This is a genomic window from Arthrobacter sp. TJ-236 (assembly GCF_058269235.1).
In genome coordinates, this window is sequence record NZ_JBZCNI010000003.1 from 330,532 (window position 1) to 344,226 (window position 13,695).

Annotated in this window: 15 protein-coding genes; 9 read left to right on the plus strand and 6 right to left on the minus strand. The window is 70.7% G+C overall.

Annotation, left to right across the window (positions count from 1 at the left end; genetic code table 11):
* Nucleotides 1-183 precede the first annotated feature (183 nt).
* The 6 genes from AC4D16_RS13765 (at nucleotide 184) to AC4D16_RS13790 (ending at nucleotide 6,840) form a co-directional block, all read left to right on the plus strand.
* Nucleotides 184-1,800 carry an alpha-amylase family glycosyl hydrolase gene (locus AC4D16_RS13765; protein WP_490955379.1) on the plus strand — a complete coding sequence of 539 codons (1,617 nt, stop codon included), beginning with the start codon at nucleotides 184-186 and terminating at the stop codon, nucleotides 1,798-1,800.
* 267 nt (nucleotides 1,801-2,067) lie between these two features.
* Nucleotides 2,068-3,381: an ABC transporter substrate-binding protein gene (locus AC4D16_RS13770; protein WP_490949674.1), complete on the plus strand. Its 1,314-nt coding sequence runs from the start codon at nucleotides 2,068-2,070 to the stop codon at nucleotides 3,379-3,381.
* An 85-nt stretch (nucleotides 3,382-3,466) separates the two neighbouring features.
* A complete protein-coding gene (locus tag AC4D16_RS13775; RefSeq protein ID WP_490949673.1) occupies nucleotides 3,467-4,339 on the plus strand; it encodes a carbohydrate ABC transporter permease in 873 nt (290 codons plus the stop codon).
* A complete protein-coding gene (locus tag AC4D16_RS13780) occupies nucleotides 4,336-5,229 on the plus strand; it encodes a carbohydrate ABC transporter permease (protein WP_490955380.1) in 894 nt (297 codons plus the stop codon). Before AC4D16_RS13775 ends, AC4D16_RS13780 begins: the two co-directional genes overlap by 4 nt.
* A 4-nt stretch (nucleotides 5,230-5,233) precedes the next feature.
* Nucleotides 5,234-5,449 carry a hypothetical protein gene (locus AC4D16_RS13785; protein ID WP_490955381.1) on the plus strand — a complete coding sequence of 72 codons (216 nt, stop codon included), beginning with the start codon at nucleotides 5,234-5,236 and terminating at the stop codon, nucleotides 5,447-5,449.
* On the plus strand, nucleotides 5,446-6,840 hold the full coding sequence (locus AC4D16_RS13790) for an amidase (protein WP_490955382.1): 1,395 nt from the start codon (nucleotides 5,446-5,448) through the stop codon (nucleotides 6,838-6,840). The genes AC4D16_RS13785 and AC4D16_RS13790 overlap by 4 nt, the downstream gene beginning before the upstream one ends.
* Before the next feature lie 78 nt (nucleotides 6,841-6,918).
* Here AC4D16_RS13790 and AC4D16_RS13795 read toward each other — a convergent pair whose 3' ends face one another.
* Nucleotides 6,919-7,212, minus strand: a complete 294-nt coding sequence (locus AC4D16_RS13795; protein ID WP_490955383.1) for a hypothetical protein — start codon at nucleotides 7,210-7,212, stop codon at nucleotides 6,919-6,921.
* Between the two features lie 212 nt (nucleotides 7,213-7,424).
* Here AC4D16_RS13795 and AC4D16_RS13800 point away from each other — a divergent pair, with 212 nt between their 5' ends.
* Nucleotides 7,425-8,564 carry an aminotransferase class V-fold PLP-dependent enzyme gene (locus tag AC4D16_RS13800; protein ID WP_490955384.1) on the plus strand — a complete coding sequence of 380 codons (1,140 nt, stop codon included), beginning with the start codon at nucleotides 7,425-7,427 and terminating at the stop codon, nucleotides 8,562-8,564.
* 81 nt (nucleotides 8,565-8,645) lie between these two features.
* Nucleotides 8,646-8,819, plus strand: a complete 174-nt coding sequence (locus tag AC4D16_RS13805; RefSeq protein ID WP_490955385.1) for a hypothetical protein — start codon at nucleotides 8,646-8,648, stop codon at nucleotides 8,817-8,819.
* A 57-nt stretch (nucleotides 8,820-8,876) separates the two neighbouring features.
* Here the strand turns inward: AC4D16_RS13805 and AC4D16_RS13810 are convergent, their stop codons facing one another.
* The 3 genes from AC4D16_RS13810 to AC4D16_RS13820 form a co-directional block, all read right to left on the minus strand.
* Nucleotides 8,877-9,056, minus strand: a complete 180-nt coding sequence (locus AC4D16_RS13810) for a hypothetical protein (protein ID WP_490955386.1) — start codon at nucleotides 9,054-9,056, stop codon at nucleotides 8,877-8,879.
* A gap of 103 nt (nucleotides 9,057-9,159) precedes the next feature.
* Nucleotides 9,160-9,402 (minus strand): hypothetical protein, encoded by a 243-nt coding sequence (locus tag AC4D16_RS13815; protein WP_490955387.1) that lies wholly within the window; start codon nucleotides 9,400-9,402, stop codon nucleotides 9,160-9,162.
* A gap of 99 nt (nucleotides 9,403-9,501) precedes the next feature.
* Complete coding sequence (locus AC4D16_RS13820) at nucleotides 9,502-9,975, minus strand: Fur family transcriptional regulator (RefSeq protein WP_490955388.1); 474 nt, start codon at nucleotides 9,973-9,975, stop codon at nucleotides 9,502-9,504.
* Nucleotides 9,976-10,150: 175 nt separating this feature from the next.
* On the opposite strand from AC4D16_RS13820, the gene AC4D16_RS13825 reads away from it, so the two are divergent.
* The gene (locus tag AC4D16_RS13825; protein ID WP_490955389.1) at nucleotides 10,151-11,284 is read left to right on the plus strand and encodes a DUF2382 domain-containing protein; all 1,134 of its coding nucleotides are present in this window, start codon (nucleotides 10,151-10,153) and stop codon (nucleotides 11,282-11,284) included.
* 7 nt (nucleotides 11,285-11,291) lie between these two features.
* On the opposite strand, the gene AC4D16_RS13830 is transcribed toward AC4D16_RS13825, so the two are convergent.
* A complete protein-coding gene (locus tag AC4D16_RS13830; protein ID WP_490955390.1) occupies nucleotides 11,292-12,077 on the minus strand; it encodes a hypothetical protein in 786 nt (261 codons plus the stop codon).
* A 167-nt stretch (nucleotides 12,078-12,244) separates the two neighbouring features.
* Nucleotides 12,245-13,690, minus strand: a complete 1,446-nt coding sequence (locus AC4D16_RS13835; RefSeq protein ID WP_490949661.1) for a sensor histidine kinase — start codon at nucleotides 13,688-13,690, stop codon at nucleotides 12,245-12,247.
* Between the last annotated feature and the right edge of the window lie 5 nt (nucleotides 13,691-13,695).

Consider the following 13,695-nt stretch of genomic DNA (forward strand, 5'->3'; position numbering starts at 1 on the left):
CGCCCGGCGTGTGCGTGTCCATGGGCGGACAACCTGCCTTGACGGGCGCCCGGGATCCGACGGCGGACCAACCCGCGCGGCATCGTAGGCTCGAACCATGATGCTCTTCCGCCGTTCCGTGCTGCTTGTGTGCCCCGAGGCGTGCCGCCCTTCCGCGCGCCGCCCCGTCGTCGTACGCCTGCCGTGACCCCACCCGAAGCACATGCCAACGGGGCCGACTGGTGGCGGGACGCCGTCGTCTACCAGGTGTACCCGCGGTCCTTCGCGGACGCGGACGGTGACGGCGTGGGGGACCTCCCCGGCATCACCGCCCGGTTGCCCTACATCGCCGAACTCAGCGTGGATGCCCTGTGGATCACGCCCTTCCAGCCCAGCCCGCACGTGGACCAGGGCTACGACGTCAGCGACTACTGCGGCGTGGACCCTCTCTTCGGCACGCTGTCCGACGTCGAGGAGCTCCTGAAGGCAGCGCACGGTCTGGGGCTGCGGGTCCTGATGGACGTCGCGCCCAACCACTGCTCCTCGGAGCACCCCCGCTTCCGGGAGGCGCTCGCCGCGGCGCCCGGCTCACCCGAGCGCGCGTTCTTCCACTTCGCGGACGGGCCCGACGCCGACACACCCCCGAACAACTGGGTGTCCTCCTTCGGTGACCGGTCCTGGACGCGCGCACACCCGGGATCGGGCACGGACCACCAGTGGTACCTGCACATCTTCTCCTCGGCGCAACCCGACTGGAACTGGCGCAATCCCGCCGTGGGCGACTTCTTCGAGGACGTGCTCCGCTTCTGGTTCGACCTCGGCATCGACGGACTCCGCGTGGACGTGGCGCACGGGCTCTACAAGACGCCCGGGTTGCCGGACGCCGAGGATCCCGCGGCCGTGGCACGCGGCCTCCGCTTCAACCCGCATCTCACGGACCAGGACGAGATCCACGACGTGTGGCGGCGCTGGCGGCGCGTGGCCGACGAGTACGCGCCCGGCCGGGTGCTGGTGGGCGAGGTCAACCTCGATCCGGACCGCGCCGCGCGGCTGGTCCGCCCCGACGAGCTCCACCAGGCGTTCGCCTACCCCTTCGTCAAGCTGCCCTGGGACGCCACGACCTGGGCCGCGAAGGCGGGCGAGCTGATCGAGGCACACGGCGCGTACGGGACGGCGCCTGCGTGGTGCATCGAGAACCACGACGTGGTCCGCTCGGTCACGCGCTACGGCGGCGGCGACGTGGGAGCCGCGAGGGCACGGGCCGCACTGCTGACGATGCTCGCGTTCCCCGGCGGCGCCTACCTGTACCAGGGCCAGGAACTGGGCCTGCCCGAGGTGGACGTACCGCTCGAGGCGCGCGTGGACCCCATGTGGGCCCGCGGGGGAGTGTCCCGCGACGGCGCGCGCATTCCGCTGCCCTGGACGGCGACGGCGGCGGGTACCTTCGGTTTCTCACCCGCGGGGGCGGCAGCACCCTGGCTGCCCGCGCCGTCGTCCTGGGGTGTGCACTCCGTCGAGGGGCAGCGCACCGAGCCGGGGTCGATGCTGCAGTACGTCACGCGGGCGCTCGCGCTGCGCAGGCAGCTCACCTCGGCGGGCACGCTTGCGGCCGACGTCCCCACGCGGTGCAGCGTGGTGGAGGGCGACGCGCTCGTGTGTCAGCGGGGCGACACTTTCGCCGTCCTGATGGCGATGGGGCGCGAGCCCGCGCGGCTTCCGCCGGGCGAGGTCCTGGTGTCCTCGGCGCCGTTGACGCCGGACGGCCTGCTGCCGCCGGACGCCGCAGCATGGGTGCGGCTGACCACCCGCGCCGCCGCCTGACGCCCTACAGCACGAAGCGGAATCCGGGCAAGCGGAGCGCGGGTGTCCGAGCCGCCGCCTACACTCGCCACTAGATGGCGATTCGCCTCACAGGCTGGGACAGCAGTGCACGTCGGGATGCGGCGATGCGCGTGAGACGAGGATCCATGCCGCCTGGTCGGCTCGTCGCGGTCGCGGTGGGGCTCGCCCGGCATTCCGCCCATGGCGGCACGCACCTCCGGACACAGGGAGTGCGTGCTTCCTTCCAGCAGCAGAACAGGACTCTCGATGCGACTTCGCACACACCTCCGCACCGGCGTCACCGCCCTGGTCATCGCAAGCACCCTCGCCGGTGTGACCGCATGCGGCGCCGGTTCCCGTACCGGAGCCGCCGACGCCACCGCCGTCGAATGCGACTACACGATGCCCGAGGGTGAGACGACGGTCAACGTCCTCGCCTACAACTCCTCGGCGATCGATCCCTTCACGAACACGATGGTGAAGAGCTGCACGCGTGAGAACGTCACCCTCAAGCACGATCCCATCGACTTCAGCGGACAGGTCACGAAGACCACCGCGACCCTCTCCGGCGAGACCGGCAGCTACGACATCCTCGAGACCTACGGTTTCGCGGTCCCGGAGATCGCATCGGCCGGCAGCATTGTTCCGCTCGACGACTTCGTGGCCGAGTACGGGGAGAAGTACGAGCTGGACGCACTGAACGAGGGAATGCGCTCCGCGCTGTCCTACGACGGGAAGCTCTACGCGCTCCCCATGCAGGCGCAGATGTACGTCATGGCGTACCGCCAGGACATCTTCGACGAGCTGGGCCTCGCCGCCCCCGAGACCTTCGAGGACATGATCGCGGCGGCTGAGGCCATCCGCGAGCAGGGCGACATCGAGTACCCGATCGCCCTGCCCATGAGCGCCACCGCGGACATCTCCACGATCTACCAGGCCGCCATGAACTCCACCGGGACGGATTTCCTCGACGCCGGGGAGCCCCAGTTCACCTCGGACGGCTCGCGCGAGGCGCTGGAGGGCCTGAAGTCCCTCCTGCCGTACATGGACCCTGAGGTCACCACCTTCGACCAGCCGTCGGTCCAGCAGCAGATGTTCAACGGGAACGCGGCCATGGCCATCATGTTCTCCGGCCGCATGAACGACCTCACGCTGGAGGCGAACTCGCCGAACTTCGACAAGATCGGCTTCGCCGCTCCGCCATCGCTCGACGCCGACGCGCCGTACCTCTTCAGCCGCCTGTCCGTGGACGGCTGGGCGATCCCCGAGAACACGCAGCTCGACAAGGACATGCTGTTCCAGATGATCGCCTCCTCCGTCAGCGAGGACGCCTCGAACGCGTCCGTCCCGGCCGCCTACCCGGCGCGTGAGGGGATCGTCACCGAGGAGAGCTCGCCGTACGCGGTGGCCGCCAATGACACGATCGCGGCGACCATGCCCGCCCCGAACGATCCCTTCAGCGCACCCGTGACGAACGCGATCCGCCCGGTGCTGGTCCAGATCCTCCTGGGTCAGATCGAGGTGGAGGAGGGCATGCAGGAGATGCAGCGCCTCGCCGAGGAGACCGTCTCGGGAAGCTGACACCTGCAGGGAGCGGGCGCCACTGAGGCGCCCGTTCCTTTCCCTCGTCCGTCCCACGTCGTCCGTCCCACGTCAGGAGCGCCCCGTGCGTCGTCGTGAATTCGCCAGCTTCATCGGCCCCAGCCTGCTCGTCATGGTGGCCCTGCTCGTCCTCCCGCTCATCCGGACCATCCAGTGGAGTTTCCAGGAGGTCAGCTACGGGCAGGCGGGAACTTTCATCGGCCTGTCCAACTACAGCCAGGCCCTCACCGATCCGCGCTTCGGCCGGGCCGTGTTCTTCACCCTGCTGCTCACCGCCATCGTCACCGCGCTCATCCTCTCCGTCGGCTACCTCGTGGCCATCGGCGTGAACGGCCTCGGGAAGCTCCGCCCCTACATCCTCGGCTCGATGCTCGTGGCGTACGTGCTGCCCGGTGTGGTGGGGGCGGTGTCCTTCTCCTGGCTCTTCAACTCGAACTTCGGCGGGGTGCTGAACCTTCTGATCGAGCGGCTGACCGGCCAGGAGTTCCTGTGGTTCACCGACACCTGGCCGAACCGCGTGATGATCATCGCGCACACCGTCTGGCACCTGCTGCCCTTCTCGGTGCTCATGATCCTCGCCGGGCTGCAGGGCGTACCCAAGGAGTTGAGGGAGGCCGCGAGGATCGACGGCGCCAACTCCCTGAAGATGCATCTCTGGGTCATCATCCCGACCATGCGCGGCATCATCGGCTTCGTCTGCCTCATCACGATCATGGACGTGCTCCGCACCTTCGACAGCCTGATCCCGCTCTCACCCCAGGCCGACGCGATCGGCAACGAGTCCGTCATGTACTACGTCTTCGACAACGCGTTCCGGGACGGCTCGCAGCAGCTGGGGCTCGGCAGCGCCGTCAACGTGCTCTCGATCCTCCTCATCCTGATCTGCCTCTTCCCCTTCATCCGGGACCTCCTCAAGGAAGCGAAGGCCAAAGCATGATGCCCAGTACCGCGACCAGTCCCGCGGCGACGCCGGCCCCCAAGGTCCTCGCGCCGCTCCCCGCGCGCCGCCGCCGTCGGGCGAACCCGACCGCCGCCATCCTGCTGATCCTCCTGGCCCTCCTGATGCTGGCGCCCTTCATCTGGACGGCGCTGTCGGTCACCAAGCCCACCGACGTCGCCTTCGCGAACCCTCCGGTGCTCTCGGGCTACACGCCCACGCTCGAGGCGTTCAAGAACCTGTGGGAGACCACCTACTTCGCGGAGTACCTCGTCAACACGGCCGTGGTGGCGCTCATCTCCACCGTCGTCGCCCTCGTGCTCGGGATTCCCGCGGCCTACGCGCTGTCCCGCTTCCCCGGGTACGTCTCGGCGATCCTGCTGCTCCTCGCGCTGGTGTTCCGTTCGCTGCCGAGGTTCTCGGTGGTGCTGCCCATGTACGACATCAGCCGGGCACTCGGCATCTACGACACCAACTTCGCCCTGGCCGCCGCGCTCGTGGCGATCAACCAGCCGTTCAGCATCTGGCTGCTCCGCAACTTCTTCGCCGAGATCCCGAAGGAACTCGACGAGGCGGCCATGATCGACGGCTGCACCCGGTGGGGGATGCTGCGCCGGATCATGATCCCGCTGATGCGGCCGGGGATCCTCACCGCAGGTGTGTTCGTGTTCCTCTTCGCGTTCCAGGAGTACCTGACCGCCCTGGTGCTGACCGACACGGCCTCCAAGACGGTGCCGGTCTTCATCACCACGCAGCTCGGCCAGACCCTGCCCATGCTCCAGCAGGCGGGAGCCGCCGCCATGCTGCTGACGCTTCCCGTCATCGCCATCTCCTTCATCGCCCAGAAGTACCTCGTGGCGGGGCTGAGTGACGGCTCGGTCAAGGGCTAGGGGCGTGGCCGCCGAGCAGGACGCCCTTCTGTCCGGGGCCGGCTCGTCGCCCGCGCCGGAGCTCATGGTGGCGGCGCCCACTGCGGAGGGGGCGCGCCGGGCCGGTCTCGTCGCCGCGGCAGCGCCGGTGCACGCGATGCTGCGGGGGTTCGACGAGGTGGATCTCGGCGAGACCCCGCCGGCGTCCTTCTTCGACCCCTCCTGGGACGGACCGGCATGACCGAACTGTGCGACCTCTCCCTGAGTGAGGCATCGGCGCTGATCGCGGCGCGCAGCATCACGCCGCTCGAGCTGACGGAGTCCGCCCTCGCGCGCATCGACTCGGCCGAGGGCCGCATCGGAGCCTTCGTCACCGTCACGGCCGACGCCGCGCTGGCGGCAGCGGTCACGGCGACGGCGGAGATCGCGGGTGGTTCCCTGCGCGGGCCGCTGCACGGCATCCCGGTGGCCCTCAAGGACCTCATCGACACCGCGGGCGTGGCCACCACCGCGAGCTCCGCGGTGCGGGAGCATCACGTCCCGACCGCCGACGCCGCTGTGGTCGAGGCGCTGCGCAGCGCCGGCGCCGTCATGGTGGGCAAGACGCACACGCACGAGTTCGCGTACGGCGGTGTCACCCCCACCACGCGCAACCCCTGGGACACCACGCGGATGGTCGGGGGCTCCAGCGGAGGGTCAGCGGCCGTGGTCGGCTACGGCGGTGTGGCGGCGGCGCTCGGCACCGACACGGCAGGCTCCATCAGGATCCCGGCCTCTCTCTGCGGGGTCGTGGGGCTCAAGCCCACCTTCGGGCGCGTCTCGCGGGTGGGGGTGGCGTCGCTCGCCTGGTCCCTCGACCACGTGGGTCCGCTGACGCGCACGGTCAGGGACGCGGCGCTCGTCCTCACGGCGATCGCCGGTCACGACCCGCGGGACCCGGGGTCCTCGCGAACACCCGTCCCCGACTTCACCCAGGGGCTCGACGACGGCGTCGAGGGCCTCCGCGTCGGCGTGCCCGAGAACTACCTCACGGAGCGGATCGACCCGGAGACCGAGCACGCCGTGCAGGCGGCGGTGCGGCGCCTCGAGGGGCTCGGGGCGGTCGTCGTGCCGGTCCCGGTGCCGCACGCCGAGCGGTTCGGCGCGGTGATCACAGGCATCATGATGCCCGAGGCGAGCTCCTACCACCGCCGGATGCTGCGCGAGACGCCCGAGCTCTACACCGAGGAGGTGCGGAGCCTGCTCGAGGTGGGCGGGACCATCCTGGCCACCGACTACATCGACTCCCTGCGGTTCCGGCAGCTCATGACGGCTGCGTGGAGGGATGCGATGCAGGCGGTGGACGTCGTCGTCGCGCCGACGGTCTTCACCACTGCGCTCCCCGCCGACGACCCCGTGTACCGGTGGCCGGACGGTCGCGTGGAGACGGCCTCGGTGGGCTACGGGCGGCTGGCGATCCCGGCCAACCTGTTCGGCCTGCCGACCGTCCAGGTGCCCTGCGGGTTCTCGGAGAGCGGCCTGCCGATCGGGCTGCAGATCATGGGCAGGCCCTTCGACGAACGGACCGTGCTCACCGTCGGGCGTAGCGTGGAGCAGTCGAGCGACGCAGCCGGGCGGATCGCGCCGGTCTGACCCCGGCAGGTCGGGGACTCTTCCGGCGGGTGGATGGACGTCGCGGCCGTCGGGTGACGGGGTCGAGAAGCGCGCAGCTCAGGCAGGGGTGTTGAGGGAGCGCAGCCAGGCCTCGGCCTCGTCGCCCGTACCCGTGGGCAGGCTGATCCTGTCGAGACGCTTGCGGTAGCTCTCGGTGATCTCGCGCTGCAGCCGGAGCCGTGTCTCGTCGCCGGGTTCGGCATGACCCGCCGCCACGCGGTCCGCGATGCCGATGAGCTCGGCCTGGGATGCAGCGATGGCGGTGACCAGGAGATCGAGGTCCCTGGTGCGGACGGGGCGAGGACCGGTGGAGGGCCGCATGGAGCGGCGGATCCTGGTGAAGATGTTCATGCTGCCCCTGCTCTCCTCGGCCGGACCACGGTGTGCGGCTCTGCGGGTTCTACTGCAACCGTTCTTCGACAGTACCCGGAGCACTCATGACCCATCTCACTGTGCACGGGCAGCGTTGGCGCAGTTTTCCCCGAGGCGATCGGAGCCGGGACAGCGTTTCCGCACCGACGTTCTTCCGGTCGGCACCGTCAGCCGGGGGATAGCGTGGACCCATGACCAGCGCCGCGGCACGGCAGGATGCCGACCTCCTCGACACCTACTCCGCCGCGTTCTCCGAAGCGGAGGGCTATCTGAACTTCGCCTCGTACGGACCGCCGTCGAGCCGGGTCACCGAGCGGATCGCGCACCTCGCGGCGATCGCCGCAGCCGGTGGCCCGGACGCGATGGGTCTCCTCGCAGCGGAGGAACTCCGTGCGCGGCGTTCGCTCGCCCGGCTTCTCGGCTTCCCCGTGGACCAGGTGGGCCTGACCAGCAGTACGTCGCTGGGGCTCTTCCAGGTGGCCTTCGGACTCACCGGCGGCACGGTGCTCGTCGGTGCGGGCGAGTTCCCGTCCAACCTGTACCCGTGGCTCCGCACCACGGACCTCGGCCGTGCACGCCTCGAGTCCATGGGCACTCCCGGCGAGCCCGTGACGCCCGGCGTCGTCGCGCGTGCCCTGACTCCGGACACCGTGGCCGTGAGCGTCAGCGCCGTGGACTTCCGCACCGGCTTCCGCGCGGACCTCGTGGGTATCCGCGACGTCATGGGCCCCGACCGCCTGCTGGTGGTGGACGGCATCCAGGCGCTCGGCGTCGCCGACGTGCCGTGGACGGTCGCGGACGTGGTGCTCGCAGGCGCGCAGAAGTGGGTGCGCGGCAGCTGGGGCGTGGCGGGGATCGCCTTGTCCGAGCAGGGCGTGGAGCGCATCGAGCCCCTGCTCACGGGCTGGACGGGCGTCACCGATGCGAGGACGTACGACGGCGAGGAGCACGCGCCGCTGCCCGGTGCGCCCCGCTTCTCCATCGCGAACCTCTCGCCCTACTCCACCGGCGCGTTCGCCGAGGCGCTCGAGCTCATCGATCTGGTCGGGATCAGGGCGATCGACGGGATCGTCTCGACGCACGCCGCGGCGCTCATCGAGGCGCTCGACGCCGCCGGGGTACCCGTCGTCTCCCCACGCGAGCGGGGGGACCGCGCCGGGATCGTCGTCGCGCACCTCCCGGGTCGGGCGGCGGAGGCACACTCCGCGCTCGACGCCGCGGACATCACCGCGACCGTGCACGGCGAGGACCGCATCCGCCTGTCGGTCCACGCGACCACGCGCTCCGAGGTCTTCGCGGAGGCGGCACGGGTGCTGGCCGACTTCATCTGAGGCGACGTCGATCGCCCGTCCGGCTAAAGTAGTAAGCCACCTGATGTTCCGGGTGCAGAGGCGGAGTCGAAGGAGACCAGCATGGGTATCAGCAACATGATCAAGAACGCGGCCGGACGCTACATCGGACGCGCCGGCACAGGTACCGGTGCTCCGAGGACGGGCGCACCCGGCACCGGAGCGGCAGGTCGTGGCACACCCCTGCCCGCAGGGAAGGCCGGAGGCATCCTCCGGAAGCTGCTCAACCGCCGCTAGGCAGCTGCCGGCCCTGCCCCGATCCCCGGGGTGGGGCCGTCGCTCTGTCCCAGCTCGTCAGGAGCGCTTCCCTGCCCGCGCCATGGTCCTGAGCTCCTCCTGCACCCGCAGCAGCTCGAGGGAGCGCCGGAACACCTGGTCCACGGTCTGCCGGGTGTCCGGGGTGCTTGTCAGGTCTCGGTGCCGGTCCCGGTCCTCGGTGTCGAGCGGGTCGTGGAACAGGTCATCGCCGGTCATGGGGCTCCTTCTCGCGGGAAACGGATGCCGCGACTCTAATGGCGACGTGTTTCCGGCTCTTTTCCGTCAGTGGTGGTTGAGCGCCGCCGTCCTGCAGGTGACGTCAGCCGGTGAACGTGTAGGTGCCGCCGGTGAGTGGTGAGCGCGCGGGCGTCGTGACGTAGGTGCCGCGGGTCGCCGGAGCCGAGAGGGAACCGGTGCCGGTGTAGGAGCCCTCGACGGACGGCCGTCCTGCCGCGCCGGACACGTAGCGGCCCCCGAGGGGGCTCGGGAGTGCGGGATCGGCGGGCGACGTGGCGATCGTGGCGCGGTGACGTGCTGTGGGGCGGTCGATGATCGTGCTCATGGTGGATCCTTCGGTCGTGCGCCGCGGACGCGGCGACAGGGTTTCGGGCATGGGGTATCGCGGTACGTGCCCCGCTGGGGACACGGTGATGCGGGGTGGTCAGTCGGGGGAGTCCGACGGATCGGTGGGAGTGCTGGTGCGGCACGGGCCGCACAGACCGTTGAAGGTCACCTCGGCGGCGAAGACGGCGAAGCCGGACGTGTCCGACGGCGTGAGGCAGGGGGCTTCCCCGATCACACAATCGACGTCCTTGATGTCCCCGCACCGCACGCACACGAGGTGGTGGTGGTTGTCACCCACCCGACACTCGAAGAGGGCCGGGGAGCCCGCCGGGTCGAAGCGCCGCACGAGCCCCGCGCCGGTGAAGGCTGCGAGGATCCCGTAGACCGCCTGGCTCGAGGTGCCCTCCAGGACGGACCGCACCCGGTCGGTGACCTGCTCGGCACTCGAATGAGGGTGATCCTGGAGCGACTCGAGAACGGCGAGGCGCGGAGCGGTGACCCTGAGCCCCGAAGCGCGGATGGAGTGCCGCAGGGCATCCGTCCGGGCGGCGTGATCCGTGGTGGTGGTCATGACCCCAGCCTAGGTCTTCTTTTGAGTAGATCAAAAGAAGAAGGGCGTCGGCTTCGTCACAGCCCAGTGAGGCTACTCCGCGTGTCGATAATAAGCATGCTTGTTATCGGCGTCCCACAGACCTACTGTGGGGTCCTCCGCCGAGGGCGGCCGACGACGACGACAGGACCTCCACATGCTCACCATGGACGATCTCACTCCTCTGCTCCGCCGCCGCAGCACGGTGGTCACCGGCCAGGGCGAGAAGGTGGGGACCCTGGGGGTGGTGTACCTGGACGACGCCGATGAGCGGCCCACCTGGGTCACGGTGCACACGGGTCTGTTCGGCACGCGCGAATCCTTCGTCCCGCTCGACGGCGCCGTCGTGCAGGGCCGTGACCTCGTGATCCGTCACGAGCGTGATCTCGTGACGCACGCTCCGTCCGTGGATCGCGACGGTCAGTTGAGCCCGGAGGAGGAGGCCGTGCTGTACCGGCACTACGGGATGCGGGCGACGGCTCCGCCGGCTGCGTCGATGCCGGTTGCGTCGATACCGGCTGCGTCCTCGTCAGCGGAGGATCCGACTGCATCGGCGCCCAAGGCGCAGCCCGTTCCGTCCCTGCCTGCCGAGGGGTCGACGCCGTCGTCGCCCGCGGCGGTCACGGTGCCGTCGTCACCCGCTGCGGTCACGGTGCCGTCGTCGCCCACGGCGGCGCCGGACGTCGAGCGGTCGGATGTTCCGGACGCACCGACGGAGGGTGACGAGATGGCGCGCGAGGGGATGCCGCGCGACGCCGGCGGTACGCCGTGGGTGGTGCGGTCGGAGGAGAAGCTCCTCGTCGGCACCGAGCGCTACGAGGCGGGGCGGGCCCGCCTCAGGAAGTACGTGGTCACCGAGGAGGCGAGCGTCACCGTCCCCCTGGTGACGGAGACGGTGCGGGTCGACGTCGAACCGATCACGTCGTCGACCCCTCCGGGGTCGGGGACGCCGTTCCAGGAGGAAGCGGTGGAGCTCACCGCGAGGGAGGAGTTCGCCGTCGTCGGGACCGAGACGGTGGCCGTCGAGCGGGTGCGGATGAGGCGGGTCGAGGTGACCGGGCGGTCGACCGTGCGGGCCGAGGTGCGGAAGGAGCGCGTCGCTGTCACGATCGACGGCGAGGAAGCCGGGGGTGGGTTCGAGGCCGGTACTCGCAGCGCACGCCGCCGTCCCAGGAAGGCGCGTCCATCCGCACAGGGGCCTGCCGCCGCGGGCGCCGGGACTCCTGATGCGTCCTCGATCCCGACGAAGGGAACGAACGCCCTCCTGAAGGGCGGGAAGAAGCGGCGCTGAGTGGTGCTCAGTGGGTGCGGCGGGGCCTCCGGGGCTGAGCCACCACGGCGATCGCGAGGGCCAGGACCACGGCGACGATGCTCAGCACCCCCGCCGCGACATAGCGCGCCGAGGGTTCCATCGAGGCCACTTGCGTGCCCGAGCCCGAATCCTCCGCGACGGGCGGGCCAGCGGGTGTGGTGGTATCCGCGCCCGGAGGCGTCGTCGTGGTGAGGGAGCGCGTCGTTGCCGGCGCCGGCGAGGGCACGGGGTTACGTCGCGTGTCGGGGACGACGCCGGCAGGAGCGCCCCCGGACCCGGATCCGGCACCGCCGGGGGCGACGGCGGAATCCATGGCGGGATCCTCGGTGGGATCCTCCACGGAGCCCTCTGCGGGCGGGGTCGTAGCCGACGCACTCTCGCTCGGTGCGGGCACGGGCGCCTCGACCGGTTGATCCGGAGTGGGGGCGGGCGTCGTCGTCGGCGAGACGGGCGACGGCGCAGGCGCGACGACGGGCGGGAGGGGCGCGGCGGTCGCAGGTGGTGTCCCGGGCTCGGTCACGGGCGGGACCGGCGGTGGGTCACCGGGATCGACCGGCGGGCCGGGCACCTCCGGCCCGCCCACCCCCGGGCCGCCCGGCGGCAGGATGCTCCCGTTGCCGCCTCCGGGTGGGTTGGGATCAGGTGGGCCGGGATCGGGTGCAACCGGGCCGTTGCCCGGCGGCGCGTCGAGGGCGTACGCCGCGCCGGCTCCCGGGGCGAGCAGGAGGGCGGCGCTGAGCGCTAGGGCTGTGGTGACGCTGGGAACACGCATGGCGCAATCTTTTTCGAGGGACGGCTCGGTGACAGGTATAGCAAGCATGCTGATCGTCGCTCCCCATGGTACGCGGGACGGTGGGCGCTGCCCATGCCTTGACGGGACGCCGGGCATGGTTTTCGCGTCCTGGACCCCGCGGTCCGCACGGGCCCGCAGCGGCTGGTTCACTCCGCCGCGAGCGAGGCGACGTCGGCCGGGACGAAGGGGAACCGGACCTCGAACGTGGCACCCCAGCCGTCCCGGTCCACGAGGCGGGCCTCACCCTGGTGGGCCGCGGCGATCGCCGAGACGATGGACAGACCGAGGCCCGCGCCGGGCTGCTGCGTGCGGGCGTCCGCGGACCCGCGGGCGAAGCGCGTGAAGATCCGCCCGCGGTCCGACTCCGGCACCGAAGGGCCCGCGTTCGAGACCCACAGCCTCACCGAGTCGTCCTCGAGCCGGGCTCCCACCTCGATCGCATCGCCATCCTTCGTGAACTTCACGGCGTTGTCCGCGAGCTGCAGCATGGCCTGTGTCAGCCGGTCACGGTCCGCGATCAGCCACGCCGGCGCCGGCTCCGTGCAGCGCCAGTCGCGGTCGGCGAGCGCCTGCATCTTCCGGTGCACCGTGAGTACGAGGTCGGTCAGTTCCAGGGGCTCCGGCACCAGGAAATCGGCGCGCTCGGCGCGGGCCAGGAGGAAGAGGTCGGAGACGATGCGTTCCATGCGATCCGTCTCGTCGATGATCATCAGCACCGTGCGCGAGCGCTCCTCGGGCGTCTCGTCGAGCTCGAGCAGTTCGAGGCTGCCGCGGATGATGGTCAGCGGCGTGCGCAGTTCATGGCTGGTGTCGTCGAGGAACTGCCGCTGCGTGACGAAGGACTGCTCGAGGCGGCCCAGCATGTCGTTGAACGCCAGGGCTATCTGGGAGGCCTCGTCCTCGCCCGTCACCGGGATGCGGCGGCTGAGGTCCGTCTCGGAGATCCGGCGTGCCGTCCGCGCGAGGTGCTTCAGCGGGCGCAGCACCCGCCCGGCGAGCGCCAGCCCCAGCAGCGAGGCCACGAGGGTGGTGCCGAGTTGCACCAGCACCTGCGTCTGTAGGGCGTCGGTGATCTCGCTGCGCTCGTTCGCCGGGAAGTTCGCGACCACGAACAGGGCATCGGCCTCGCCGTCGCCGAGGGGCACGGCCACGTACTGCGCCCGGCCGCCGTCGGTCTCGACGGCACCCTTCGTGGGTTGCTCGAGCGCCAGCCACTCGTCGAAGGTGGTGCCGATCTCGGTGGCGTCCGGCACCTGCGTGGCGCGGCTCGACTCGTAGAGCTCGCCGTCCACGAACGCCAGCAGTGTCTCGCCCTCGTCCGCCACCTCGCGGGAGAAGTAGACGTCGAAGATCGCCTCGACGTCGTTCCCGAAGGGCCGGCCGGAGCGGGGGTCGGTGCCGGCGGCGAGGAGCTGGAACTCCTCCGCCTCGCGGTCGAGGCTCTCGGTGATCTCGTCACCGAGCCGTTCGAAGAGCACCAGGCGCAGCAGGAGCACGGAACCGATGGAGGAGAGCAACAGCAGGACGACGACGACGGCGACGATCCGCACCCGCATGCTCGCGGTCCACGGTGGTGACGCGTCTCTGGCCATGGGCG